Consider the following 24,035-nt stretch of genomic DNA (forward strand, 5'->3'; position numbering starts at 1 on the left):
GGGAGACGACGACGCTAAGAGTCCTCCCCGATAACTGGGCTTTGGGGTGGGTTAGTCGTCGGCGTCGAGTGTGGGGGTGCTGATTCGGCATGGTTCAGGTCAGCGATGTGTTTGAGTGCGGTGTCGGCGGCTGCGGCGAGCTGTGTCGCGGAGGGCATGAGGTCTTGCAGTGCTGCGGGCAGGGAGTCGTAGGTGTAGTCGGCCACGGCGAGGGGTTGGCTGGTGCCTGCCAGGGAGTAGCGCACGACGTTGTCGTTGCGGCCTGCGCACAGGAGGATCCCGACGGTGGGGGAGTGCCGGTCGTGGTCGCGGAGGTTGGCGTCGACCCAGCTGACGTAGAAGCCGAGCTGACCCAGATGTTCGGGGGAGAACTGGCCGACTTTGAGCTCGACAACTACGAACCGTGACTGGGCCCAGTTGAAGAACAGCAGGTCGATGTAGAAGTCGTTTCGGTCGACCTCGAAGTGGTACTGGCGGCTGATGAAGGCGAACCCGTGGCCGAGTTCCAGGAGGAAGTCCTGAAGCCGGTCCATGAGTGCCTGCTCCAGGTCGCGTTCCGCCACCGGGCCTGCGATGTTGAGAAAGTCGAGGACGTAGGGGTCGCGGGTGAGTTGCTGGGCCAGTTCGGAGTCCGCCTCCGGCAGTTGGGTCGGGAAGTTAGAGGGCGCGGCGCCTTCTCTGAGGTGTAGCCGGCTCATGATCTGATTGAGCAGGACGTTGCGGGACCAGCCGTAGCGGTTGGCTGCGGCGGCGTACCAGTTGCGCTGCTGGGGGTCGTCGAGTTTGGTGAGCAGGAGCGTGACGTGGCCCCACGGCAATTGTCCAACAGGCTGTTGGACAATTGCGGTTTGGTCCCACGCGGCCGCGAAGGAGCGCATGTGGAAGAGGTTGCTGCGTGAGAATCCACGCATGTCCGGGAACGCTTCACGCAGGTCGGCGGCGAGGCGCTCGACCACCCCGCCGCCCCACTTCTCGGTCTGCTGTCGGGTCAGGATGGCGTCGCCGACGCGCCAGTACATCTGAAGCAGCTCGTTGTTGACCACCCGGTGTGCTCTCCAGCGAGCCTGGGAGACCGCGGTCTTGAGTTCAGCAAGCAGTTCTGCGTAGCCGTCGGGCAGGGGAAGAAGTTGTCGAGATGCGCTCTACTTTGTATAAACGGGCCTCTATATAATATAGATCACAAAGTTGGGGGCATCGTCCGTTGTCAGCGACACTTTGGGCATGGTTTCTCATCGAGAGTTCAGTACATGAGTCCGCGACGGAGGCTCCGGGCCAATCGTGAACGGTGGCGTGCGCAGCAAGTCATGCGTGACTATCGACGACGCACGGCCGCTGACCTTGCCGGAGTCTTGGCCTTGTTCGGCCACTGTGCAGTCCCTGGCAATGCTTGGACAGCGGCAGAGGTGGCCCACCGTTTTGCGCGGGATGGGGCTGAGGCTGCTAGCGCGGCGGAGCCGGCCATGCGTTTGTGCTCGGGTTGCCCGGTGATCGAGGAATGTCGGCAGTGGGCGTCAATCGACCGTTACACGGGTTTGGCCGCGGGTAGTTCGTGGGTGCGCGGATCCGAGTATGACGCGGCGACGACCATCAACAATTCGCGGCCGCGAGTCTCCGCTTGATCCACTGTCTGGCGGCCAGTGCGTCTGCTGCGTCGATCATCTCTCGGCTTTGGAGACTGGACCGAAGCGCGTTCCAGAGTTCGCGGATGCCCATGGCTCTGCACCATGTGGCACGCAGGACTGGCTGCAGGTAGGTGTCGCGGTCTGAACCGAGAGGGGTGCGCCCGGTCGGGGCCGTTTGGATCGCTGCCGCTACGTCAGAGTCCGAAGGCTCCGCCGCTGACGAGGATCACGATGCCGAGGCCGATGAGAACGATGGGGAAGAGGATGTGCTCCCAGCGTTCGAGCACTTCGGCGATCGGGGGGCGGGTGGCGACGAACTTTGCCAGGGCCACCAGGACCGCGACGAGCGCGAGGAAGACGATGCAGTAGGCGACTACTGCGAGAGGTTCCACGCTGAGGAAGACAGGGGTGTAGACGCCGATGTTGTCGCCGCCGTTGGCAAGGGTGACGCCTGCGACTGTCCACACGCCGACCTTCTTGCCGGCAACCTTGGCCTCGTCGTCATCGTCGTCATCGTCTCCGCGCCAGGCCTGCCATGCGGCCCAGAGGCCGAGGCCCAGAGGGATGAGACCGAAGTACGGGATGGCTGCCGAGGGCAGGAATGCTCCGGCACCGATGGTCACCAGGACCGCGGCACCGAGGATGCCGGCGAATCCGAGGTACTGGCCGGCCAGAATGCGGGCGGTAGTGCCGCGCTGGCCTGCCCCTCGCGCGAAGAAGAGGGAGAGCACGATGATGTCGTCGATGTTGGTCGCTGCGAACAGGCCCATCGCCTGCAAGACCGAGGTGAGGATCATGCGCCCTCCCCAGCTGCGTCGCATCCGGGAAGCGAGCAGGCGGGATCGATGCACGGAGCGTCTTCGTCCACTGTCAGGGTGGCATCGACCAGTGCCGTCAGCGCCTGCGCCAGGTGCGAATCGGCGATCTCATATCGTGTCCGACGACCCTCGGGCTCGGAGACGACGATCCCGCAATCGCGCAGGCATGCCAGGTGGTTGGACACGTTCGGGCGTGTCAGGTCCAGATCTCGGGCCAGTTCCGCCGGGTAAGCGGGATGGTCGAGCAGGGTCAAGATGATCCGGGATCGAGTGGGGTCGGCCAGTGCACGACCCAGGCGGTTCATCACGTCGAGACGCGAAGCAATAGTCAGCATGGACTGAACTATACAGCGCGCACTGAACACTCGGTCACAGGCGTCAGCCGCTGAGGGCGGCCGCCCTACTTTGTACGAATCGCGGGCCAGCACCCCGATTCACAAACTGGTACGCGGGAAGTCGTACAAACTGCAGTGCATCTCGACAGAAGTCCCTGATCGGTCATGGTGTTTCCTTCTGCTCGACAGATGGCCAGGCTCCGTGCGGGGCCGGGCCTCTTGGGCGAGTAACGAGTGGATCTCCCGTCCCGCCCTGCGCGTCGTCGCCGACCCTTGCAGCTTGAGCGACGCCAGTAGCGCCACGTGCTGCTGACACTCGTGAGTCGAGGACTCGAGTTGTCAGCTCGACTGTGGCGAGGTACCACCAGAAGATCCAGTCCAGGAACACGGGGTCGTAGTCAGAGCGTTGGCGAGCATCCTTGTGACGGATGGAGAACTTGTTGGCGATCTCGAACAGAGCGGACTCATCCTTCGTGACCAGCACGTCTTTGAGCAGCGCCCGCCGTTCCTCAAGTACACCTGCAAGGGCCCGATTGGCGGACGTCTTGTCCTGCACTGTGGCACCTCGCGATCGGTAGAGAGCGATGGCGTGCAAGACATCGTCGCGAGGTTCGCGTGCTGGGTCGGTCATCTTCTCGATCAGTTCGTGACGTGCGGGATCGAGGACATGGACGAGACGGCCGCGATCCTCCCCAGCCTCAGCGAGGTAGAGGTCTGCTGCCGAGTCTTCAAGGAGCCTGTTGACGCGCCACCTGTAGACCTCCTGACCTCGTGAACCCGAGTAGTCACCGTGATGCCAGCCACAACCTCCGAAGGGGTGCATCCACCTGGCACGAGGGGCAGACACAAGATCGTGAAGAACCTCGATCAGATCGAACAGCAGCGTCGGGTCCTTGCGGCATAGCTCCGGATCGATGGGCCACAAACCAGGGCGGGACAGCTTCAGCGCGATTGCATCAGCGGGGTCGACGGCTGTGGGATCGTCTGGGCAATCCTTCCCCATCGTCTCCTCAAAGTAGCCAAGGTCTTCAAGCTCGCTGAACAGACTCACGAACAGCCCTGCCGCTGACTCGATAGACCTCGCAGCCGTCCTTGTCGAGACCGCATGGCGTTGGGAGAAGTACGGTCTTGCTGTGGTGGTGATAGTGGGCAACGTGTCTACCCTGCTGAGTAGCTGCTGCAGCCAGCGCTGCTGATCAGTCAGTCGTGGCGCGGCCGAAACCATCGACCGGCCCCAGGGATCGGCTGGCTCTGGTTGATGAGCTCGGAAGTCGTCCACAGCACGCCGGCTCACGAAGGCCTGCTCCAGCAGCAGCTCACAGCGTTCTCCCCAGTCCTTGACGGTGCGATGGTTGAGTTCTCGGGAGAGCTCCCTCTTCAAGAGCGTGGGGGGCCACCGCAGCGTGTAGTCCTCATCCTGACGCTGTGCAGGGCTGACCTTGGAGACGCTCATCTGTGATCTGCCGCTAGTGAGAGAGACCTCCTCGAGGTCAGCGTGGAACGACTCCGGGAGCCCCGGAGGGAAACCGAGAACGGCCGCAGGCGGCGGGGACACGGCGCTGCCCAATCAGCGGAGAGGTCGTCGGTGATCGGGCGAAGGCTCGGAAGGGCTCGGCTGGACACCTAGCCATTGTGCCGGAGCACTCCGACACCTATCGAGGCCGGTGTGACTACTAAGCCCGGTGTATCTGCACTGGTCGGCCCAGTCCGCCGACCGGTGCAGTACCGGGTCAGTCGCGCACTCCGGGTGCTCCACGAGGCAGCCACCCGCACCGAAGCCGCCCAACCGCACAGCCCGCACAGCTACCCCCGCGTAGGCCGTGGCCGCAGCTCCGAACCACGAGGAAAGTCCTAGGCCGTCGGTTACGCGCTGGCTGATGCTGGTCCGGGTTCTAAGAGGGCAGGACCAGCAAAGGCAAGAGAGAAGGGGTGACCGTGGCATGTTGGATGAGGAGACGCAGCAGCTGATCGTGACCGCGGAGAGGCGGAGGCCTGTGTGTGGACGACGCCCGAAACTGGTCGGTTTCGACGGGCGAAAACTGGACGGGTGTGGGTAGTTTAGCTGGGGGTTTCGGTGGTGGTGCGGATGCTGGGGAGGGTCGACGCCTCGGTTGCGGAGTCGGTAGCTGGCGCCTTTGAGGGTGAGGACGTCGGCGTGGTGGACGATCCGGTCGTCAGCTATCCACCCGAGTACGTCGACAAGCTCGTCGAGACCCTGCTGACGGAGCTTCTACATGTCCTCTCCGCCCAGAATCCCGGTCTCCTGCTAGCTCGCCCCAGGGTCTGCGGACTCGCTGACGAGAAGCGCCGGCCGTCGAAGCCGTTGACGAACTGACTCTGCCCTCCGCGGGGCACTGGGCGGTCGGCGCGGTGCGCTGTGGCGGGTCGCTTGCGCTCGGGGGTGGGGTGGATGGTGACCGCCGCAGGCTGCTGGTGTGTGCAAGCCTGGCTGCCCCTATGTAGCGCCTATATAGGGCGCAGTATGGACCCCTATATAGCGGTCGGCTCCATGACGGATCAGGCAAGCTCGGCTCAGAGGATCTGTAGGCGGGCTCGGAAGGGCCCCAACTCGTCCAGGAGGTATGCGCCGGGGATTACTCCCGCTCTGACGAGGGCACGGGGTCCTGTTCTGCACAGCCAACCCTTGAGCTGATCCGTCATCAGGTAGCATTAGCTGTCTACGGATCATTTCAAAGGGGGTGGGTGGGGTGGGGACGTTGACACCGGCTACGGCGCACCAGGTGGGTCTGTCTCGGAGTGGTTTGTATCGGGCTGCCCGGGATGGGCGGTACGAGCGGATCGCTCGGGGGATCTACGTGCCGGTTGATGACGCGGGCGTGGACTGGGATCTGGTTGAGGCCGCGAGGCGGCGTCGGGATGCGACGGTCTGTCTTGCCTCTGCGCTGGCCCATCATGAACTCACTGACGCGATTCCGGCTGGGTTGGATGTGGCGATCCCTCGTGGGTCGAGGATCCCTGCCGGCGGCGGTTCGATCGTGTGGCATTCCTTTGACCGTGACACGTTCGGTGTGGGACGTGTGGAGGTGCTCATTCCGGGGTCGGATCTGCGGATCGGGTTGTACTCGGCGGAGCGGTCGATCGTTGACGCGTTCCGGCTCCGCGGGGAGGTGGGCTACGAGTTGGCACGGGATGCGTTGAAGGAGTGGCTGCGGCGGGGCGGTAAACCGGCCCGCCTGGTTGAGCTGGCCCTCGTGTTGCCGCGTGCGAAGGCGCCGACGTTGGCGGCGTTGGAGGCGTTGACGTGAGTACGGGGGAGGAGGTGTTCCGCCGTTTGCAGGCGGCGGCGCGGTCGACGGCGTCGAAGACCGGGAGCCCGGCGCCGACTCAGGAGTATCTGACCCGGCATGTTTTGGAGTCGTTCCTGGATCGGCTGACTCGTAGCCGCCATGGTGATGCTTTTGTGATCAAGGGAGGGATCCTGCTGGCCTCGTACGGGTGGCGGCGGTCGACCAAGGATGTCGATGTGAACGCGATCTCTGCGGATGTGTCGCCGGTACATCTGACGGAGGTGGTGCGGGACGTGGCCGCGATGGAGCTCGACGATGGGGTGGTCTTCGACGTGGGCAGCATCGAGGTGGCTGAGATCCGCGAGGAGGCTGACTATCCCGGGTTCCGGGTGCGGGTCGGGGCCAGGATCGGGGTGTGGCGAGGTGTCGCGGCCTGGGATGTCTCCACTGGGGATCCGATCGTCCCGCCACCGAGGATGGTGCGCATCGAGCGTGTCGACGGTGATCCGATCGAGGTGCTCGGCTATGCCGCTGAGACCAGCATCGCGGAGAAGGGGGTGACGATCCTGGAGCGCGGGATCACGAGCACCCGCTGGCGCGACTACGTCGACATCGTCCAGCTGGATGGTCAGGGGATCAACCGCGACGATCTGCGCCTCGCCGCGGCGGCGGTGGCTGCCCACCGGGGTGTGATCCTCCAACCGGTCAGCCGCGTGCTGGCGGGCTACGGGCAGGTTGCCCAGGCCAAGTGGGCCGCGTGGCGCCGCAAGGAACGACTCGAGGCCGTCGCGGACGAGCTCCTTGACGACCAGATCGCGCGGGTGGCCGCTGTCCTCGACCCGATCTTCGGCCCTCCGAGCACCCGGGAGGATCTGTGACCGTGGGCGTGTCTCGGTGTGGGGCGTTCGGATGCATGACGCAGACGGCTGATCTGCTGTGTGTTTTCCACGCGGGGAGGGTCCGCCGGGGTCTGGGGCTGCCGACCGTTGACGATCTGAGGGTTGGGGACCCGAGTGGCCATGGCGTGTGGGGAGTGGTGGACCGCACCGCCGAGGGGGTCTTGTGCCATGAGTGTGGGCAGCGGTTCGCCAGTCTCGGTATCCATCTGGCCCGTGCCCATGAGCTCAGGGTCCGGGTGTATCGGGATCGGCACGGGATCCCTGATGAGGAGTCGCTGGCGGTCGTGTCGGCGGGTAGGCCGCGGCGTCGTGCGCATCCGTGTGGGCGGTGCGGCACGATCCTGACGGTGCCGGGGAAGCTGTGTGACGACTGTCGCGCCACGCGCCTAGTTGAGCTTGAGAATCGCCAGACGGCTCTGGCGGAGCCGAGACCGGTCAAGGCGCGGTGGCGGCGCCTGACCGGCGAAGAACGCGACGACCTGCTGCGGGCGGCGCCCGAGGAAGTTGGGTCGTTGATCGCGGCGCTGCAGCGGAGCCGGGTCACGTCGGCGGAGATCGCCGCAGTCCTGGGTCGTAGTCAGAAATGGATGGCGCGCACCCATCCCCGCCCTGACTGGGGAACCCCACGCTGAGGACCGCAACCCGTGTTGTGCACAGCGTTGTCCACCGCGGTGGGTGAAACGATCACAACGCCCCAGGGCCCCCCGGGACAGTAGGCGTCGGCGCGGCCTTGAGACCCGCAGAGCACGTGGCACCACCCCTAGCTCATGCCTTGGAGCGTGGCTGTCCAGCGGCCCGGGGTGAGTTTCGGGGGTAGGTTCATCGCCCCTAGCCAAACACCGAATCGGGGTGGCGTACCCCTCGTGGGGCGGGCTTTGGGGGTAGGGAACGGGAGAGGTGCCCGCGGGAGGTTCATCGCGAACCAACCGCGAAAGGACCCCTGCGATGAGCGTGCGCGCCGCCCTCCATCTCGACCCTCTACTTCAGGCAGCCGACGACACCTGGCCACAGTGGACCAGGACCGAACCCCTGCTGACCCGGTTCGCCTCGCACCGGGAGATCGCGCAGTGGCGGATTGATGATGCCGAATGGCAGGAGGACCGGGAGATGTTCCTCGCTCTGGGCCGGCTGACGTTGGTGGAGGAGTCACGGGTCGCCGCGACAGCGGTGCTGGTGTTCCTGGTGCTGCCCGCATGTGAGGCCACCGTCATGCGGCGGGCCTCCATGACCCATGACGTGAGGCAGCTGGAGGATGTGGCGGCTGGCTATCTGTGGACCGAGGTGGCGCAGTATCCGTGGGACGATCCGCTGAAGGGCTGGATCCCGCAGGGGGTCGCCCGCCGCGTCGGTCGAGCGATCGACCGCGACTTCGGCTGGGGAGAGACCGCAGAGCGGATCTGGCGTGATCGGGCCACGCTGGACTTCGAAGCAGTGGAGCGCCTCAATCATCGCGGGGCGCACATGAGGCCACTGCACACCACCGACCTGTACTGGTGGGCGGTGGCCGAAGCGGGGCTCAGCCGCGAAGACATGGATCTGCTGGTCGCGCTGGCGGTCACCGCCCACGAGGACGGGATCACCTCGCGGTCCAGCGCGGGAATCACAGCCCGGTCGGCGTGCGTGCAGCTGGTCCAGCCCGGAGAGACCGTCGACCAGCTGCAGTACCGCGCCAGGAAGGCGTTGACGGTCCTCCGCGAAGCAGCCCGCAGCACCGCCGCCTGACCCATTCGTCGGTCTGCCCGCGCACATCGAGGGCTGCACACCGACCCTGAGTTCCACCGACATTGGTCGCCGCTCGAATCGGTGAGGCGAGTCGGTGACCGATCTGTTGGAGATGATCTAGACCATGAACCCACGACGTGCAGCGGTAGTAGCCGTGACCATGACCGCCTTGAGTGCACTCCTGGCTGGCTGCGCTGCTGCCGGTCAGCCCACCCAGAGCCCCGCCGCGTCCCCGACGCCAGTCACCTCCAGTGCACTGCCGACCCCAGACCAGTCTCCGACCCCTGGCCAGTCTCCGACCCCTGCCTTGTCTCCGAGCGCGGAGTTGTCGGTGAGCCAATGGTTTCCCGATCAGCCGGCGGGTGAATCTGGCGTGCAGGCTGAGATCCGCGACGCCTGGGAAACCCACGAGATCACCATGGACAAGTTCACCCGGAATCCCGACCTGATCGATCTGACGGAGATCCAGCTCGTCTCCACAGGCCAGGAGGCCACCGATGCCGTCCAGGTCATTGCGCGGCTTCGGGGCAACAACCTGATCCGCAAGGGGTATGTGATCTTCCGTGACGCAGTGATCGCTGAGCCGACCACCGACACCGATGGAGTCACCACCTCTGAAATCAACTACTGCTTCGACCCAGCCCACCTGCAGACCGTCGACATCGACACCGGCCAGCCCGGCGAGAGCGTCATCCAGCCTGATCAGACGATGAAGGTCATGGTCCTCATGGAACAGATGCCCGACGGGAGTTGGCGGGCGGCACTGTCCGAGACCGAATTGGCTCCGTGCTGAGAGCCCTAGCTTCGATCACAGACGGCCTCTTCGGCATGACGCCAGGGGTCACCGGATTGTTCCTAGCGCGTTGATGGAGTGCCCGCCTCGGGTCGGTGCCTGACGCCGGCTCGCCGGGCATTGCTGCGCTCTGGACACTCCGGCCCACGACGTTGCTGGCTTCCCCCACCCGGCCCTCTCCATGGAGAAGCCCTGCCACTCCCACGGTCAAGCAGCCGCTGGTAGCCGGCTTCCCTCCTGCCACGCACGTAGGGGCTCCCTGTCTGCGTGGAGTCGCTGGAACTCGTTTACGCGCTGGCCGGGATTGGCCCGGGTTCATAGAGGGCAGGACAGCACGAGGACAGGGAAAGGGGCCACCGCGATGTCGGATGAGGAGACGCAGCAGCTGATCGTTGCTGCGAAGGGGGAGGCGGAGGCCTGCGACCAGTTGGTGTTCTGGACACAGCGGCTGCAGCACGCGCTGGATGCCCGCCGGCAGCTGCTGGACGTTCCGCCGGAGGAACTGAAGGCCGCCCTGGAGGCGCGGCGATGACCACGGCCACGTTCTCGCTGGCTGAGCTGCGCGCCGCCTACACCGCCCTCCACACAGGCATCTTCGCCACCGAACCGACCCCCCAACCCGAAACGACCGCCGCAGCAGTGGCGGAGCTGCCGGCTGCGGCTGAGGTGGTGGTGGGTGTGGTCGGTGTTTCGGGTGGTGTGGGGACCACCACGGTGGCGTTGGCGATCGCCGAGGCTGTCGGCGCGAGTCGCCTGGTGGAGCTCAGCGTGCCGCACACCTCGGGTTTGGCGGCCGCGTCGACGGCTGAACTCGGCCTCCAGCATGGCTGGAGTATCGGGACCCGCGACGGGCTGCGGCTGGAGCGCCGCACCGACCCCGACGCCACGATCCTCCCCGCCACCAGCACAGGGGTCACGGTCCTCGACCTCGGCGCTTGGGCCGAGCCTCTGCTGGCGGTGTCTGTGTTGGTGGTGGTGGCGGCGTGTTCGGTGCCGAGCGTGCGGCGTCTCAATGCCCGTCTCGACACTGTCGACGGCCTGCGGGTGGTGCCAGCGATCACCGGTGTCCCGGGTCGGGTGCTGCCCAAACCGGTCGGTTCGGTGTGTGGGCCGAGGCTGCGTGCCGCGGCGGCCGACGGGCGACTCCTGCTGGTGCCGGAATGCGCGTTTTTTCGGGTTGGTGGGGTTACTGCCGATCCGCTTCCTCGTCGGCTGCAGTCCGCGGTCGATGTCATCAAGTCGTGTGTGGAGGAAATCTCATGATCGTTCAGTTTGTAGCCGAGGCCGTCGCGTCAGGTGTGGTGGTGCCGGCGGAGGGGCGGGGGATGGTGTGCCCGGTGGCGCCGGCGGGGGCGCAGGTCCTGGTCGATGAGTTCTTGGGCTGGTTCTCGTGGGCTCTGGTGTGGGTGGCGTTCCCGGCGGGGATCCTGGCCGCGGTCGCGGCGGTGATCATGGGCAAGGTGTTCTCGATGCCCCACGTGTCGAAGGGTGGCCTGATCGGGGTGTTCGTCGTCCTCGGCGCCGCCCTGCTCTACCTGGTGATTCCCGGGATCTTGTCGGGGTTCCTCGGCGACGGCTGCGTCACCCGCTAAACCATGATGAGGCCTGATCGCGCGCACCTGACCCTGCTGGCCGCCGTCACGGCGGTGGCGTTGCTGCTGCTCTCCGGCCTGGGGTTCGCCGTCTACTTCGCCGTCGCCGATGACCCGACCCCCACCACGACGGGGCAGGTCGTTGAGGCGCTGCCGGCCGGTGGCGTCTCGGTGCGCGATGAGATCGCCGCCGCCCCGATGCTGGCGGTGTCGCCGGCGGATGCGACGGGCGGTACCCCTGCCCTCGGCACCCTGCCGACGATCGACATCCCGCTGGTTGCCCAGATCGGTGCGGAGGGTATCCCGACCGGCTACCCGAAGACGCCGGAGGGGGCGGTGGGGCAGTTGGGGGAGATCCTGGTCTCCGTCCTGGGCTCGATGGACCTGACGCATGCGCAGCGGGTGCAGCAGTCCTGGTTCGAGGACCCCACTGGCTCGGCGGGGTCGTGGCCGGTGTCGGGGTTGATTCAGTCGTTCTTGACAGCTGGGAGGATGCCGGGAGGTTTGGAGCCGGGGGCGTCACTGACGGTGATCCCCTCGGCGGGACAGGTGAAGGGCTCGGACGGCGATGGCTGGCATGTGGTGTGTGTGTTGGTGGAGATCACCTACAGGTTCCGCGACCAGGCCCGCCTGGCCTATGGGCACTGCGAACGCATGACCTGGCGAGAAGACCGGTGGCTGGTCGGGGCGGGGGCGCATCCGGTGCCGGGGCCGTCGACGTGGCCGGGCACCGAACTCGCCGTCGAAGCGGGCTGGCTCACGTGGCGGGACGTCTGAGCCATGTGGGAGCAGATCGGGGAGTTGTTCGGTGATCTGGCCGCGGCTGGGGGTCAGATTGTGGTGGATGCGTGGGTGGCGATCTGCATGGCGGTGTGGGGCGCCGGGCTGTGGGTGATGCGCGCGATCCTGCAGCTGGGGGACTGGTTCCTCACCCCCAACCTCAACCCTGATGGGTCCTCCTCGGCGCTGTGGTCGGTCTACGGCCTCACCCTCTGGCTCGGCCTCTCGTTGGCGCTGATGCTGTTGATCGTGCAGCTGGTCGGCACCGTGCTCCGCCGAGACGCCCTCTCCCTTGGCGGCGCCCTCTTCGGCGCGGTGAAGTTCCTGCTGGTGTGCACCCTCTGGTACACCTACGGCGCCGCCCTGGTCACCGCCGTGGAGGGCCTCAACACGGCGCTGCGGATCCAGTTGCTGGGCACAGCGGATCTGGCCGACTGGGAGCCTGCCGGTCTGGACTTCACCGAAGGGGTGATGACCGGCACCACCGCCACCGTGCTCATGTTGCTGGGGTTGGTGTTGTGGCTGGCCGCGTTGGCGCATCTGGTGGTGATGCTGGGCCGGGCGGTGTCGCTGATCGTGATCGCCGCCACCGCACCGATCGCCGCGGCCGGACTGATGTTCAAGCCGTTCGAATCGTGGTTTTGGAAGGCGTTTCGCTGGTTCCATGCCGCCGCCATCGCGCCCTTGTTGATGACGTTGATGCTCGGGTTGGGGGTACAGCTGGCCACCGGCGTCTCCCTCGGAATGGAGGACTCCGGCCAGGAGGCCGTCGCTCTGGCGTTGCCATCGGTGGTGATGATCGCGGTGGCCGCCCTGTCGCCGGTGGCTCTGTTCCGGTTGTTGGCGTTCGTGGATCCGGGCACCACCAGCGGCGCCTCGTTCCGCGCCGGCCTCGCCGGCACCACCGGCGCCTCCTCGGCCGCCGGCTACGCCCACACCGCCGTGACCCGCAGCAGCGGAGGCTCTGGGGGTGGGGGAGTTGCTGGTGCGGGCGAGTCAGCCACGGCGAGCCGTGCCGCCGCGGCGCAGAGCTCCAGCCTCAGCCCCGCCGCAGCGGGCGCCGGCGGCGGCGGAGCCGGTGGAGCCGCCGGGGGAGCCGCGGGCGGCTCCGCTGGTGTTGCTGGGGGAGCTGCAGCCGGCGCGGGCGCTGCAGCTGGTGGGGGAGCGGCCGGCGGCGCTGCTGCTGGTGTGGGTGCGGTGGCGGGTCCGGTGGGTGTGGTGGCGGCCGGGGTGATCCTCGGCGCGAAGAAGCTCGTCGACGGTTTCCAGCAGGTCGGCGCCCGCGCCACCGGCCTGGTCAACGACACCACCTCCGGCATGGGGGCTGGCGACCCGTCCTACCCGTACGACCCGGCCGGCGACATCCGCCGCGCTCCTCATCCGGCGCAGGTCGCCACCACGACGACATCGACCCAGCCGCAGCGTGCGGCGCAGCCTCCTGTGGCTGTGAGAGAAGCGGAGGACCACAATGGCGGCCAGAACCTTTGACGCGTTCACGACCCCGAAGGCCGGCGTGATCTGGGGCCTGACCGTCCCCCAGCTGCTGTTCCTGTCGGTGGCGACGTTCCCGGCGTGGATGGCGATCAGCTCCCAGCGCTGGTTGGCCGGGATCATGTGGGTGCCGGTGTGGCTGCTGCTGCTGTTCCTCACCGTCGTCCCCCTCGGCGGCCGCCCGGCCGTCGGCTGGCTCGCCGCCGCCGCCGCGTTCGCTATCGCCGGCCTCAGCGGGTGGTTGACCTTCCGGTCGAGGGCTGCCACCGGAACACTGCGGGACCTCGGCGAGCTGGACATGCCAGGCTCCCTGACCGGGGTCGAGGTCCTCGACGGCCCACCGGTCGGACTCGCCCAGCGGCGGGTGGCGGTGATCAAACATGCTGCGGCCAGGACGTGGGCGATCACGGCCCGGATCGAGCATGACGGGATCGCGATGGCCACCGACGCCCTGTGCAACCGGTACGCCGACGGCCTGACCGAACTGCTGGACACCGCGGCCCGGGGGGAGTTGATCTCCGAGATCCACCTGATGGTGCGCACCACACCGGATGATTGCACGGAGCGGGAACTGTGGCTGCGCGCCAACATCACCCCCGATGCGCCGGTGACGTCGGTGGCCACGCAGATCGAGCACCTGCGCTGGTCCCAGGCAGGGGTCCGCACCGAAGCCTTCATCACCCTCGTCATCCCCGACAACCGCCTCAGCCGAGAGGCGCGCCACATGGGCGGCGCCACGGATGGGCGGATGAACACCCTCCTCTCGCTGGCGGCCGAGATCGGGGCAGTGGTCACCGGCCCTATGGGCGCACGCGACATCGAATGGCTCACCTCCCCAGAGTTGGCGCAGGTCGTGCGGCTCGGGTTCGCCCCCGGCGACCGCGCCGGCCTCGTCGCCGCCGCCCACGACGCAGCCACCGATCCGACGATGTGCGCCTCGGTGCCGTGGGCGTTGGCGGGACCCTCGCAGGCGTATGCGGCGGTGAGGCACTATGCGCATGATGCGTGGGCGACGGTCACCTCGACGGTGAAGCTGCCCGAGCGCGGTGCGACCATGGGCGGCTGGGGACACGTCCTGGCCCCCAGTGAAGCCGTGGAGCGGCGCAGCGTGGCGATCGTGTTCCCGATCGAGAAGCAATCCGCTGCGGATCGGAAGGCGGCGCAGCAGGAGTTCGGTCAGAGCCTCGGCCAGGGGTTGAAGGACCGGCTCGGGGTCCGCACCGGCGCCAAGGACCACCGCCGGCAGGCGAAACTGGACCGGGTCGAGGTGCAGCTCGCGATGGGCGCCACCATGAGTCACCCCTACGCCCTCTGCTCGGTCACCGTCCCCGCGACGGCTCCGGTGGCTGAGTTCGGCCGCCGGTTGGATGCGGCGATCCGCCGCGGCGGCATGGCGCCGCAGCGACTCGACATGTCCCAGGACCTGGCGTTCGTCACCGCCACCCTCCCACTCGGGGTCAGCCTCACCACCAGGCACCAGTGATGGCCCGCAGCATCAACCGCCTCCTCGCCGACTTCGGCCACGACCTCCCCACAAGACCAGCCACCGTGGATGAGCGGCCGGCCCGCGAGTTCACCTCCGCCCCGCCGTGGCGCGGCCGACCGGCGAGGGGGGCGGGGTGGGTGGCGGCGCGGCCTGCAGTGAAGCGGTACCAGATGACCTCCGACCAGGCCGGCGTGTTCTGGCCCTTCCTCACGAGCAGCCCTTTGCCGCCGACCGGGGCGGCGATGGGTACCGACATGAGCAACGGCGCCACCTTCTATGTCGACCCTCACGGCTGGGTCCTCAACGACTCGATACCGGTCACCAATCCCAACATCTTCGTGTTCGGGAAACCCGGGCGGGGGAAGTCGGCGTGGGTGAAGGCGTTCCTCAACCGAATGTTCGCGTTCGGCTACCAGGCCCTGATTCTGGGGGATCCGAAGGACGAGTACGAGCTGATGTGCCGCCACTTCGGCGTCGAACCCTTCACGATCGGCCCCGGCATGCCCACCCGCCTCAACCCCCTCGACCCCGGACCGCTGGCCACAGGCTGGGGCCAGCTCGACCGCGGCGAGCAGGAGCGGCGTCAGGCGATCATCTTCGGACGCTGGCTCGTCCTGCTCAGGTCGTTGATCGGGTCCCAGAGCGTGGGGGATAGGAAGGTTGCGGTGGGGCCGACGGAGGAGCAGGTCCTCATGGCCGTGCTCCACGAACTCACCCACACCAGTTCGGACACCCGAGCGTTGCGGCCGATCGTGATCCCGCAGGTCTGGCAGCAACTTCACTCACCCAGCGACCACCTGATCGCCGAGCTGCGCTACCCGGACCGGCACACCTTCCTCGACGACACCCGCCTCCTGCGCGACGCGGTCGCGCAACTCATCTCCGGCGTGTTCGCCGGGATCTTCGACGCCCCCACCACCGTCACCATCGACTGGAACGCGCCGATCCAATCCCTATCGCTGTCCCGACTGATGCCGTTGGGTGACGATGCCGTCGGGATGGCGCTGATGTGTCTCAACTCCTGGGGCACCGCCATGCGCCAAGTCAGTGGCCGGCGGCGGATCAACGTCCGCGACGAAGTCTGGCGACAACTCCGCCTCGGCACCGGCGCGGTCTCCTCCTTCGACGCAGATCTGCGCCTGTCACGCTCGCACGGCGATATTGAGATCGCCAACGCCCACAAACCCTCCGACTACCTGGGGGCGGGGCATGCCGGGTCGCAGGCGCAGCAGATCGCCAAAGACCTCCTCCACCTCGGCGACATCAAGGTCCTCTTCGGCCAGGACGCCGAGGTCGCAGACGACCTGGAGCAGCTCCTCGACCTCGGCCCGGTCGCCCGCGACATCGTCACCGGCTGGGCCATGGGCGGCAAGGGCCGAGCCCTCATCGCGGTGGGTCCACGCCTCCACAAGGTCGCGCTGACCCTCCACGCGGATCTCGAGCTGCCCTTGACCGACACCAACCAGAAACTCCTGACCTGATGTGGAAGGCCTTGGCCGTCATCGCAGCGGCGTTGACGGTTCCGCTGGCGCCGATCCTGGTGTTCGCCGGGGCGCTGACGGGGCCGCAGGTTCAGACGCAGACCGTCAGCGCCACGTGCGCAGGCTGGGCCGGTGACACACCCGCCAGCATCGAGTTGGATGCGTCGCAGATGAACCGCGCCGCCCTCATCTACGCCGCCGCGCTCGAGACAGGTGTCGGTGCGGCGGGTGCGGTGGTCGGGATCGCCACCGCGATGCAGGAATCCGCCCTCGGCGCCCACCCCGCCAGTCGCACCCCCAACTCCGATGGCGACGTCGGACTGTTTCAGCAACGCTCCCTGGTCGGCTGGTACGCCGACGGCACCACCCAGGCCGAGAACCTCCGCATCTTGGCCGACGACGCCTACCAGGCCCGCACCTTCTACCAAGGCCACACCACCACCACCGGCTGGCACATCCCCGGCCTCACAGACATCGACGGTTGGCAGCAACTCACGGTCGCCCAGGCGGCGCAGAAGGTTCAGGTATCGGCCTACCCCGACGCTTACGCCAAGCACGAAGGCCTGGCCCGCACACTCGTCGCCCTCTTCGCCGGCCAGCCCGCCGGCCTCGCCAACTGCGGAACCGTCGACGGAGACCTGGACTGTGCGCCGACGGGAATGACCTCTGAGCAGGGCCAAACCCCCGACGCCCTGCGCGTGATGCGCTGCATCCACAGCCGCTGGCCCCAGATCCGGTCACTGCTCGGCGTCCGCCCCGGCGACCCGAAAGATCACGGTTCCGGCCGCGCCGTCGATGTCATGATCCCCAACTACTTCTCCCCAGCCGGAATCGCTCTCGGCACGGAGATCGCGGAATGGGCCCGCACCAACGCCACCGCCCTCGGCGTCACCTATGTGATCTGGCGCGAACACCTCTGGTCCACCGCCAGAGCCGACGAAGGGTGGCGACGCTGCGGTCAAGCCGCGTCCTGCTACACCGGCCCCAACCCGTCCGCCGCGCATCTGGATCACGTCCACATCTCCGTCCACGGCACCCAAGGAACCGGCACCACCACCCTCGGATCAGGTTCGGTGGTGTTGCCCGTCGACCGCTACCGCCTCACCTCCCGCTTCGGCGACACAGGACCCCGGTGGAAGAAGGCCCACACCGGGCTGGACTTCGCCGCCCCCACCGGCACACCCATCAAAGCCGTCACCGACGGCACCATCACCCGCGCCAGCGTCGCCGGCGTCTACGGCAACCTCACCACCCTCACCACCGCCGACGGCACCGTCATCTATTACGCCCACCAATCCGCCATCCTCGTCACCGCCGGCCAGAGGGTTACCGCCGGCACCGTCATCGGAAAGGTGGGCGCCACGGGGAACGTGACCGGCCCCCACCTCCACCTCGAAGTCCGTATCGGCGGTATCCCCACCGACCCTGACCGCTGGTTCCGCAGCCGAGGGCTCACCCCATGACCCCATACCCAGCCGCCCGCCTCCTCACCGTCACGGGGCTCGTAGTGCTGCTCGTCGGCTGCAGCTCCACACCGAACCAGATACCCACCCCGGTCGAGACCACCGCAGTTCGGGTTCCCTCGCCCGTGGTGGTGGGGGAGAGCGGCCCGGCCGAGGGCTGGGTGGGCGGCGACGAACTCGACACCACCACGCCGATGGCCGACGCGCATCCCCACGACCCGCCCGAGGATGCCCAGATCGTCGCCGCAGTCACCGCGGCCGGCGAGTTCGTCGCCGGCTGGTTGACCGTCGACCAGCAGCTGAGGCGTGAGCGCCTCGAGGGTGTGGCGGCGGAGGCGCTGATCGCCGCCTTCGACGACCCCCGCTTCACCCCCGCCGCCGGCACCCAGCACGGCCCAGCCCATGTCGTCGAAGCCGATCCGATGCAGATCACCACCCGCCACCGCCTCGACACCGGCGTCGTTATCGACGTCACCCTGATCCTCGACCCCGACAGCACGCATGGCTGGATCGCCATCGCCATCACCACCTGACAAGCCCACCCATCGGAACAGCGGGGCGGCGCGCCTGGAACGGCAGCCGATGGTAGGTATCCACGATTTGCCCCAGCCGGGTAGTGTCCGGAACCACACCCAAATCGGTGTCGACGTCCATCGACACCATCCAGCGGAAGCCTCCAGCGACCCCCCATAGCCGGAGGCTTCCGTGCACCCCAGCCCACGAACAATCCTTCCTGTCTGTTGTGCTCACGCTGTGGACCGGTCTCGTCCGGGTTCTTCAGGGGTATGACAGATTCGCAGCACGACGACGGCTACGCCTGGACCTGGGAACCCGCCGTCGGCGCCCTCACCACCGTCGCCCTCCTCGGGGTGGTCGCCGTCCAGGCGGGCCGCAGTCTCACCCTCGCCGTCGCCGGGGCCGGGTGGCACTGGCCACCGTCGGCCGCGCTGTTCACCAGCAGCTGGGGCATTCTCACCGGCAACCTCCACGCCGGCCTCACCACGCAAGGCGCCGCCGCCGTCTGGGTTGCGTGGGCGATCGCCGCAGCGCTGTTCATCGCCGGCCTCACCGCCGCCATAGTCATTGCGATTCGGGTCACGGCAGGCCGCCGATTCAAGGGGATGGCGACCACCGGACAGGCGGAACAGCTCCTTGGGCTGGGCCGGCTCCGCGCCAACCGTGCCGTGATCCGCCCCGACCTGTACCGAAAGAGTCACCGGCGATGAGGGGCCGGTTTGAGCCGACAGCGGTGGGGTGGCGGATCGGGACCAGCAAGGTGCCGCTGGGGGTCTCCTTGTGGCAGCCGTGGGACCGTACCGCCGGCGTCATCGGCCCCCAGGGCTCTGGCAAGACCCTCGACATCCTCACCCCCGCCCTCCTCCAGGCCCCCGGCGCCGCGCTGGTGACCCTCACCAAACCCGACGACCTCCTCCTCACCCTCGCCGCCCGCCAAGCCCGCGGCCCGGTGGCGGTGCTGGACCCGTTCGGCGCCGCGCCAGGGTTGCCGGAGTTGATCTGGGACCCGATCGACGGCTGCGTCGACGCGACGGTGGCGGAAAAGCGCGCCAAGGCGTTCTGTGCCGGCACCCTCGGCAGTGGGGGAGACGGGGCCGACTCCGCCGCCCGCTTCTACGCCGCCGAAGCCGCGAAAGTCATCCAGTGCTACCTCCACGCCGCAGCCCTGGCCGGCTACACACTCAACGACATCCTCGAATGGTCCGCCAACCCCCGCACCGCCACCCTCCCCTCAGAGATCCTGCGCTCGCACCCGATGGCAGAGCCGAACTGGTCCGGCCTCCTCGCCGGCGCCGTCAGCAACACCGACGAACGCACCGCCGGCAACACCAAATCCACCGTCGACCAAGCACTGGCCCTCTTCGCGACGAAGGACCGACGCGAACGCTGCGTGCCCAGCGACGGCCGCCCCGCCGTCGACATCGCCGACCTCATCCGCAGAGACGGCACCATCTACCTGCTCGGCCGCGAAGACCCCTACGTGTCCGCCTCACCGCTCATGACGGCCGTCGCCGAGCACGTCCTCGACACGGCCCTCCAGCTCGCGAACGAGAGCGGGTTCGGCCGGCTGTGTCCGCCGATGCTGGCCTGCCTCGACGAACTCCCCTCCACCGCACCACTGCCGACGCTGGCGACCAGGATGGCGAACGAGCGGGCGTTGGGGATCTCGTTCATCTGGGCCTCCCAAACCTGGGCCCAGCTGACCCGCATCTTCGGCGAGCAGCAGGCCCGCGCGATCAAGGACCTCACCAACAGCCTGATCATCTTCGGCGGCTCCAAAGACGCCGGGTTCAACCGCGAGATCAGCGACCTCCTCGGCACCCGCCGGATCACCCGACGGAATCAACAGCGCGGTCAGCATGGCTCGATCTCCACCCACGGCGAAGACACCCCCGTCATCCGACCCGAACAACTCCGCGAACTGCCCACCCGCACCGCGCTGGTGGTGGCGGAGAACGGGAAGCCGATCCTCGCCACCCTCCACCGCGCCATCGACGGCAAACCCGGCAAACGCCTCCTCGACCAGCAGCACGCAGCACGCCGGCTCATCACCAACACCCCCGACGCCCGCCTGATGAGCCCGGGGGAGAGAACCGCCATGGCGCACTCCTACGCCCGCCAACTCGGCCTCACCGACTGAAGGACCTGAATCGCTATGGCTCAGCTACTGCCGTTTCCCGATCTCACACAGCGCATGCTCGCCGCCTACATCGACCTTGCAGCTTTCGCCCGCGGGGGAGAGGCCGCTGAGGAGATCATGGCCACAGGTGAGATCCTGCCCAGGATCTGGGACCTCACCACCATCGCCGACCCGGATCTCCGCTGGGACTGCTGGACGTGGCTCGACGAGTTCGTCGTCTGGCTCAACGCGCAGCACGCCTGGTACTCCGCCGACCACACCCCCGCCTGCTGGCCCGAGCACCCACCCCTGGTCCGGGAACTCGGCACCCTGGCGTTCCTAAGATTCCAGGCCGGCGAAGCCACCGGGCCGCTGCCGTTGGAGGAGTGGCACCGCTACGCCCTGCCCGGTTACCTCGACCGGACACGCGACCAGCGCCGCGCCTGCGAGGAGAAGCACCAACCCTGGCCCGGCCGAGCCGCCCACACCCGCCACACCAACGACGACGCCGCAGCCCGGCGCCTTCGGCTGTTTCGGGACGATTGCGACCTGACCTCCGACGACGGTGAAGAGACGGTCACCCTCAGGGCCCTCTAGAGGCGTTCGGTCGCGCTGAGGGGAGAGGGCTATAGCTCGATGGTGGAGATCCTGTCGCCGCTGACCCAGCCCACCAGTAACTCACCGTCCTCGACCCGCACCACCTGCCCTTCCCAGCGGCCGGCGGTCTTGCGGCGGTCAACCACCAAGGCAGGGCAGGTGCTGTCGAGCCAAACATGACGCACCCACTGATCGTCGAGAACCCTTGGCATTCGTCCGAGACGATCGCCGAGAGACCCAAACTCAGATCGCTTCATGGTCATGGTGGGACGGTACGCAGCAGTGCCGACATCTTCAGCGCTAGACGAGTCCTCGACACACAGGGGTCGCGATTCGCCTGCCTACCTCCGAGACGGCAAGCGCTAGCAGCACATGACCGAGGGGTGCCACGACAAGATCGCACAGCGACAATCCGCGATGGCCGAGGCCTACCGTACGGTCGTGGACCGCCGCCCATTCCTGTCGCGCCGGCTGACCTACACGCGGACGGCTGCCCCCCTTCACCCCGTAGGGAAGGCGTTGAGGTACCGCTGGGTCCACTTGCTGCCCCAGCCCCTCGAACGCCGCCGGGGCGCTGCCCGCGGACGACGAGTCGTCACCAGCAGCTCCCCGAACAGGGATGTCATCGCAAACCCCTAACAATGACGGGCTCCGGGACAGTAGGGGTTCTACCTGCGCCGACGTATGTCGAGGCCGCTTCGGTGGCCCTGGCCACCGCTCGCAGCAGTGCCGCGGATCGGTCCATGCCTTCGGCAACGTATGCCGCGTGGAACTCGAGTCCCACGGTGGCACCGAAGACGTCGCCGGCCCCGACTGGGGCCAGTTCGTCGGCGACTGGTTGCGTCAGGATATGTGTTGCGGTGCCGTGGTGGCAGAGGGTGGCGCCGCGTGGTCCTTGGGTGACCACGAAGCCGGTGTCCCGCGCGGCGTCGTTTGCTGACCAGCGTGTGGCCTTGGCGAGGGCGTCGGTCAGGTCGTCGTCGGAGAAGACGACGAGGTCGAAGCAGGACCACGTCGCGGCCTCATCGTCATCGATGTCGCGACGCAGCACCTGCCGGTAGACGTCGTGGGTCGTGGGGCCGCTGGTTCGCATCAGGCCTTGGGCCAGGAGCACGCGGACGGGGAGTCTGTCCTGGCGTGCCGCGGCGATGGTCTCGATGTCGTCGGTTCGATCGTGGTCGGGGACCAGTGGGCAGAAGTAGAGCAGGTCGAAGGCCCCCCCGGGAGGCTGGCACGCGATGGGCTGGAGTGGGCGGTCGGCGGGGCGCCAGTACTGGACTCGTTGCTGGTCGGTGACGTGGTCGGTCTCGGTTCGCCTGGTCGGCTCGACCACGTTCCTGTAGGACAAGGAGCGCTGGCCGGAGGGTCCCTGGTCGCAGGCGAACTCGTCGAGGAAAGGAAGCAGATCCGAGGCATAGGGGCCGCTGACCACGGGGCGCAGCCCATGCTCCAGTCGAAGGTGCCGGGCGATGAACAGGGTCGGTGACCCCCACGTCGAGGCGAGGGCCTGCCTGCCCACCGTGTTGTGGTCGATGCACCGATCGCCGATCACGATCGCCGAGGGAGGCTCTCCGTGCGGGGTCGCCTGGGACGGGTGGGCTGACTGGACAGATGCCGTGTGCAGGTCCCGTCGTCGTGCCGCCGTGGTACCAGACGGATGGATGCCGTGGGGAGCGGCGCTTCTGGTCACTGGTACCCCCCTTGCCTTGGGCGTTCGCTTGGTTTGTGTGGTGGGGTCGGAGCCTCCGCCGCGGCCAAGTTCAGTGGCGGTGCCCGGCGCCTGGGCGGCCGTGCATGAAGAGCATCATGCCTGCGCAGAGGAGGCCTCCGATGAGGGCGCCTGCGCCGCCTCCGCTGAACAGGGACCACAGGCCGAACCCGATCAACGGTAGGCACATCAGGAGCATGTGCCACAAGTGGCCACCATGGCCTTGGTGCTGCTTGGCGGGTCCGGTGGCCGCGGGTGGGGCGTCGGGGCCTGTGTCGGTGGGGTGGTGTTGGCTGTGGAGGCTCATGGGCCGGGTTCCTCTCGTGCGGGTGCTACTTCTACTGTGCCGGGGGCGGATTCAGATCCGGTCCGCGGCTGGTCAACCTCTGATCAAGAACGGTTCAGCGGACCAGGCGGGCGATGGCTGTGGAGGCTTCGGCGACCTTGGCGCCGCGGTAGGCGGGGTCGGGGGAGTCGATGGCCTGGGTGAGGCAGTGGCGGAGGTGGGTGTCGACCAGGTCCAGGGCGACTGAGCGCAGCGATCCGGTGACTGCTGAGGTCTGCGTGAGGATCTCGATGCAGTTGGCGTCCTGGTCGACCATGCGGGCGATGCCACGGATGTGGCCCTCGATCACCGCGAGTTGGCCGATGAGTTCCCGACGCTGTGGGTTGCTGGTCATGTCGTCCTGGACCTGGTCTGGTTCGGCGCCTAGTGGTGGTGCGGGGCGGGGGTGGGCTCGTGGTGGTGCTCGCCGTCGATCTGGGGGTGTCCGTAGCGGGCGGGGTCCGCGTCGAAGGCTTCGGCGCAGTGGGTGGAGCAGAAGTAGATCGTGGTCCCCGCGATGGTGCGGGTGGCGGCCGCGCTGGCGGGCTTGACCTTCATGCCGCAGACGGGATCGATGTGGGTGGCGGCGGGGGTCTTCTTGCCGAACATGGGGGTGTCCTTTCCTGTGGTGTGGTGCTGGGTGGTGGGGGTCTCGCCGCCGATCTCGACGACGGGAGTGACGGGGGTGCCGAGGGTGGGGGTCTGGTCGATGGGGTGTGGTGCCCAGCGGCGGAGCCGGTTGGCGTTGGTGACCACCGACAGTGAGGACAGCGCCATGGCTGCGGCGGCGACCATGGGGCTGAGCAGGATCCCGAAGACGGGGTAGAGCAGACCGGCGGCGATGGGGATGCCGAGGGTGTTGTACAGGAACGCGAACACCAGGTTCTGTTTGATGTTGCGCATGGTGGCCCGGGACAGGTCAACGGCGGTGACCACCCCTGACAGGGCGCCGGAGATCAGGGTGATGTCGGAGGATTCGATGGCCACGTCGGTGCCGGTGCCGATCGCGGAGCCGACGTCTGCCTGCGCGAGGGCGGGGG

General features: G+C 67.6%; 27 protein-coding genes. 18 read left to right on the forward strand and 9 right to left on the reverse strand.

Going from position 1 to position 24,035, the window contains the following annotated elements; genetic code table 11:
* Nucleotides 1-14 precede the first annotated feature (14 nt).
* From ACZK39_RS15515 to ACZK39_RS15530, 4 genes are all read right to left on the reverse strand, one after another.
* Nucleotides 15-1,118 carry a PDDEXK nuclease domain-containing protein gene (locus ACZK39_RS15515; RefSeq protein ID WP_463613869.1) on the reverse strand — a complete coding sequence of 368 codons (1,104 nt, stop codon included), beginning with the start codon at nt 1,116-1,118 and terminating at the stop codon, nt 15-17.
* Nucleotides 1,119-1,816: 698 nt separating this feature from the next.
* Nucleotides 1,817-2,419, reverse strand: a complete 603-nt coding sequence (locus ACZK39_RS15520; RefSeq protein ID WP_016997609.1) for a cadmium resistance transporter — start codon at nt 2,417-2,419, stop codon at nt 1,817-1,819.
* Nucleotides 2,416-2,775 carry a Cd(II)/Pb(II)-sensing metalloregulatory transcriptional regulator CmtR gene (gene cmtR, locus ACZK39_RS15525; RefSeq protein ID WP_182800757.1) on the reverse strand — a complete coding sequence of 120 codons (360 nt, stop codon included), beginning with the start codon at nt 2,773-2,775 and terminating at the stop codon, nt 2,416-2,418. Before cmtR ends, ACZK39_RS15520 begins: the two co-directional genes overlap by 4 nt.
* Before the next feature lie 163 nt (nt 2,776-2,938).
* Complete coding sequence (locus ACZK39_RS15530; RefSeq protein ID WP_182784850.1) at nt 2,939-4,228, reverse strand: hypothetical protein; 1,290 nt, start codon at nt 4,226-4,228, stop codon at nt 2,939-2,941.
* A 633-nt stretch (nt 4,229-4,861) separates the two neighbouring features.
* Here ACZK39_RS15530 and ACZK39_RS15535 point away from each other — a divergent pair.
* The 18 genes from ACZK39_RS15535 to ACZK39_RS15625 all read left to right on the forward strand — a co-directional run bounded on the left by ACZK39_RS15535 (nt 4,862) and on the right by ACZK39_RS15625 (nt 20,962).
* The gene (locus ACZK39_RS15535; protein WP_463613848.1) at nt 4,862-5,110 is read left to right on the forward strand and encodes a hypothetical protein; all 249 of its coding nucleotides are present in this window, start codon (nt 4,862-4,864) and stop codon (nt 5,108-5,110) included.
* Between the two features lie 373 nt (nt 5,111-5,483).
* Nucleotides 5,484-6,041: a type IV toxin-antitoxin system AbiEi family antitoxin domain-containing protein gene (locus tag ACZK39_RS16770; protein WP_527252184.1), complete on the forward strand. Its 558-nt coding sequence runs from the start codon at nt 5,484-5,486 to the stop codon at nt 6,039-6,041.
* Nucleotides 6,042-6,055: 14 nt separating this feature from the next.
* Nucleotides 6,056-6,901, forward strand: coding sequence for a nucleotidyl transferase AbiEii/AbiGii toxin family protein (locus ACZK39_RS15550; protein WP_463613870.1), 846 nt, complete (start codon nt 6,056-6,058; stop codon nt 6,899-6,901).
* 35 nt (nt 6,902-6,936) lie between these two features.
* A complete protein-coding gene (locus ACZK39_RS15555) occupies nt 6,937-7,554 on the forward strand; it encodes a MucR family transcriptional regulator (protein WP_463613849.1) in 618 nt (205 codons plus the stop codon).
* 313 nt (nt 7,555-7,867) lie between these two features.
* Nucleotides 7,868-8,644 (forward strand): hypothetical protein, encoded by a 777-nt coding sequence (locus ACZK39_RS15560; RefSeq protein ID WP_463613850.1) that lies wholly within the window; start codon nt 7,868-7,870, stop codon nt 8,642-8,644.
* Between the two features lie 373 nt (nt 8,645-9,017).
* Nucleotides 9,018-9,437 (forward strand): hypothetical protein, encoded by a 420-nt coding sequence (locus tag ACZK39_RS15565; RefSeq protein WP_463613851.1) that lies wholly within the window; start codon nt 9,018-9,020, stop codon nt 9,435-9,437.
* A 361-nt stretch (nt 9,438-9,798) separates the two neighbouring features.
* Nucleotides 9,799-9,969 carry a hypothetical protein gene (locus ACZK39_RS15570; protein WP_463613852.1) on the forward strand — a complete coding sequence of 57 codons (171 nt, stop codon included), beginning with the start codon at nt 9,799-9,801 and terminating at the stop codon, nt 9,967-9,969.
* Nucleotides 9,966-10,700, forward strand: a complete 735-nt coding sequence (locus ACZK39_RS15575) for a hypothetical protein (protein ID WP_463613853.1) — start codon at nt 9,966-9,968, stop codon at nt 10,698-10,700. The genes ACZK39_RS15570 and ACZK39_RS15575 overlap by 4 nt, the downstream gene beginning before the upstream one ends.
* A complete protein-coding gene (locus ACZK39_RS15580; RefSeq protein ID WP_463613854.1) occupies nt 10,697-11,029 on the forward strand; it encodes a hypothetical protein in 333 nt (110 codons plus the stop codon). The genes ACZK39_RS15575 and ACZK39_RS15580 overlap by 4 nt, the downstream gene beginning before the upstream one ends.
* A gap of 3 nt (nt 11,030-11,032) precedes the next feature.
* Nucleotides 11,033-11,806: a hypothetical protein gene (locus ACZK39_RS15585; protein ID WP_463613855.1), complete on the forward strand. Its 774-nt coding sequence runs from the start codon at nt 11,033-11,035 to the stop codon at nt 11,804-11,806.
* Between the two features lie 3 nt (nt 11,807-11,809).
* A complete protein-coding gene (locus ACZK39_RS15590; protein ID WP_463613856.1) occupies nt 11,810-13,297 on the forward strand; it encodes a hypothetical protein in 1,488 nt (495 codons plus the stop codon).
* Complete coding sequence (locus ACZK39_RS15595; protein WP_463613857.1) at nt 13,278-14,783, forward strand: SCO6880 family protein; 1,506 nt, start codon at nt 13,278-13,280, stop codon at nt 14,781-14,783. The genes ACZK39_RS15590 and ACZK39_RS15595 overlap by 20 nt, the downstream gene beginning before the upstream one ends.
* The gene (locus ACZK39_RS15600) at nt 14,783-16,267 is read left to right on the forward strand and encodes a putative type IV secretion/conjugal transfer ATPase (protein ID WP_463613858.1); all 1,485 of its coding nucleotides are present in this window, start codon (nt 14,783-14,785) and stop codon (nt 16,265-16,267) included. The genes ACZK39_RS15595 and ACZK39_RS15600 overlap by 1 nt, the downstream gene beginning before the upstream one ends.
* The gene (locus ACZK39_RS15605; RefSeq protein ID WP_463613859.1) at nt 16,267-17,730 is read left to right on the forward strand and encodes a M23 family metallopeptidase; all 1,464 of its coding nucleotides are present in this window, start codon (nt 16,267-16,269) and stop codon (nt 17,728-17,730) included. Before ACZK39_RS15600 ends, ACZK39_RS15605 begins: the two co-directional genes overlap by 1 nt.
* Entirely contained in the window at nt 17,727-18,263 is a 537-nt protein-coding gene (locus tag ACZK39_RS15610; protein WP_463613860.1) for a hypothetical protein, read from the forward strand. The genes ACZK39_RS15605 and ACZK39_RS15610 overlap by 4 nt, the downstream gene beginning before the upstream one ends.
* Before the next feature lie 252 nt (nt 18,264-18,515).
* The gene (locus ACZK39_RS15615) at nt 18,516-18,956 is read left to right on the forward strand and encodes a hypothetical protein (protein ID WP_463613861.1); all 441 of its coding nucleotides are present in this window, start codon (nt 18,516-18,518) and stop codon (nt 18,954-18,956) included.
* On the forward strand, nt 18,953-20,386 hold the full coding sequence (locus tag ACZK39_RS15620) for a type IV secretory system conjugative DNA transfer family protein (protein ID WP_463613862.1): 1,434 nt from the start codon (nt 18,953-18,955) through the stop codon (nt 20,384-20,386). Before ACZK39_RS15615 ends, ACZK39_RS15620 begins: the two co-directional genes overlap by 4 nt.
* A gap of 15 nt (nt 20,387-20,401) precedes the next feature.
* Nucleotides 20,402-20,962 (forward strand): hypothetical protein, encoded by a 561-nt coding sequence (locus tag ACZK39_RS15625; RefSeq protein WP_463613863.1) that lies wholly within the window; start codon nt 20,402-20,404, stop codon nt 20,960-20,962.
* Between the two features lie 29 nt (nt 20,963-20,991).
* On the opposite strand, the gene ACZK39_RS15630 is transcribed toward ACZK39_RS15625, so the two are convergent.
* The 5 genes from ACZK39_RS15630 to ACZK39_RS15650 all read right to left on the reverse strand — a co-directional run.
* The gene (locus tag ACZK39_RS15630) at nt 20,992-21,225 is read right to left on the reverse strand and encodes a hypothetical protein (RefSeq protein ID WP_463613864.1); all 234 of its coding nucleotides are present in this window, start codon (nt 21,223-21,225) and stop codon (nt 20,992-20,994) included.
* Between the two features lie 359 nt (nt 21,226-21,584).
* Nucleotides 21,585-22,514: a PfkB family carbohydrate kinase gene (locus ACZK39_RS15635; RefSeq protein ID WP_463613865.1), complete on the reverse strand. Its 930-nt coding sequence runs from the start codon at nt 22,512-22,514 to the stop codon at nt 21,585-21,587.
* Nucleotides 22,515-22,722: 208 nt separating this feature from the next.
* On the reverse strand, nt 22,723-22,977 hold the full coding sequence (locus ACZK39_RS15640; RefSeq protein ID WP_463613866.1) for a hypothetical protein: 255 nt from the start codon (nt 22,975-22,977) through the stop codon (nt 22,723-22,725).
* Between the two features lie 94 nt (nt 22,978-23,071).
* Nucleotides 23,072-23,350, reverse strand: a complete 279-nt coding sequence (locus ACZK39_RS15645) for a metal-sensitive transcriptional regulator (protein WP_463613867.1) — start codon at nt 23,348-23,350, stop codon at nt 23,072-23,074.
* Between the two features lie 29 nt (nt 23,351-23,379).
* The coding region (locus ACZK39_RS15650) for a YHS domain-containing protein (RefSeq protein WP_463613868.1) at nt 23,380-24,035 on the reverse strand (656 nt) is incomplete at its 5' end.

Source organism: Tessaracoccus luoxuelianae (assembly GCF_055326245.1).

Bases quoted from the DNA above. Each gene is read 5' to 3' on its own strand.
- ACZK39_RS15520 (WP_016997609.1), bottom strand. From the start codon at position 2,419: ATGATCCTCACCTCGGTCTTGCAGGCGATGGGCCTGTTCGCAGCGACC.
- cmtR (WP_182800757.1), bottom strand. From the start codon at position 2,775: ATGCTGACTATTGCTTCGCGTCTCGACGTGATGAACCGCCTGGGTCGT.
- ACZK39_RS15530 (WP_182784850.1), bottom strand. From the start codon at position 4,228: ATGAGCGTCTCCAAGGTCAGCCCTGCACAGCGTCAGGATGAGGACTAC.
- ACZK39_RS15535 (WP_463613848.1), top strand. From the start codon at position 4,862: ATGCTGGGGAGGGTCGACGCCTCGGTTGCGGAGTCGGTAGCTGGCGCC.
- ACZK39_RS15555 (WP_463613849.1), top strand. From the start codon at position 6,937: ATGACGCAGACGGCTGATCTGCTGTGTGTTTTCCACGCGGGGAGGGTC.
- ACZK39_RS15560 (WP_463613850.1), top strand. From the start codon at position 7,868: ATGAGCGTGCGCGCCGCCCTCCATCTCGACCCTCTACTTCAGGCAGCC.
- ACZK39_RS15570 (WP_463613852.1), top strand. From the start codon at position 9,799: ATGTCGGATGAGGAGACGCAGCAGCTGATCGTTGCTGCGAAGGGGGAG.
- ACZK39_RS15575 (WP_463613853.1), top strand. From the start codon at position 9,966: ATGACCACGGCCACGTTCTCGCTGGCTGAGCTGCGCGCCGCCTACACC.
- ACZK39_RS15580 (WP_463613854.1), top strand. From the start codon at position 10,697: ATGATCGTTCAGTTTGTAGCCGAGGCCGTCGCGTCAGGTGTGGTGGTG.
- ACZK39_RS15585 (WP_463613855.1), top strand. From the start codon at position 11,033: ATGATGAGGCCTGATCGCGCGCACCTGACCCTGCTGGCCGCCGTCACG.
- ACZK39_RS15590 (WP_463613856.1), top strand. From the start codon at position 11,810: ATGTGGGAGCAGATCGGGGAGTTGTTCGGTGATCTGGCCGCGGCTGGG.
- ACZK39_RS15595 (WP_463613857.1), top strand. From the start codon at position 13,278: ATGGCGGCCAGAACCTTTGACGCGTTCACGACCCCGAAGGCCGGCGTG.
- ACZK39_RS15600 (WP_463613858.1), top strand. From the start codon at position 14,783: ATGGCCCGCAGCATCAACCGCCTCCTCGCCGACTTCGGCCACGACCTC.
- ACZK39_RS15605 (WP_463613859.1), top strand. From the start codon at position 16,267: ATGTGGAAGGCCTTGGCCGTCATCGCAGCGGCGTTGACGGTTCCGCTG.
- ACZK39_RS15610 (WP_463613860.1), top strand. From the start codon at position 17,727: ATGACCCCATACCCAGCCGCCCGCCTCCTCACCGTCACGGGGCTCGTA.
- ACZK39_RS15615 (WP_463613861.1), top strand. From the start codon at position 18,516: ATGACAGATTCGCAGCACGACGACGGCTACGCCTGGACCTGGGAACCC.
- ACZK39_RS15620 (WP_463613862.1), top strand. From the start codon at position 18,953: ATGAGGGGCCGGTTTGAGCCGACAGCGGTGGGGTGGCGGATCGGGACC.
- ACZK39_RS15625 (WP_463613863.1), top strand. From the start codon at position 20,402: ATGGCTCAGCTACTGCCGTTTCCCGATCTCACACAGCGCATGCTCGCC.
- ACZK39_RS15630 (WP_463613864.1), bottom strand. From the start codon at position 21,225: ATGACCATGAAGCGATCTGAGTTTGGGTCTCTCGGCGATCGTCTCGGA.
- ACZK39_RS15640 (WP_463613866.1), bottom strand. From the start codon at position 22,977: ATGAGCCTCCACAGCCAACACCACCCCACCGACACAGGCCCCGACGCC.
- ACZK39_RS15645 (WP_463613867.1), bottom strand. From the start codon at position 23,350: ATGACCAGCAACCCACAGCGTCGGGAACTCATCGGCCAACTCGCGGTG.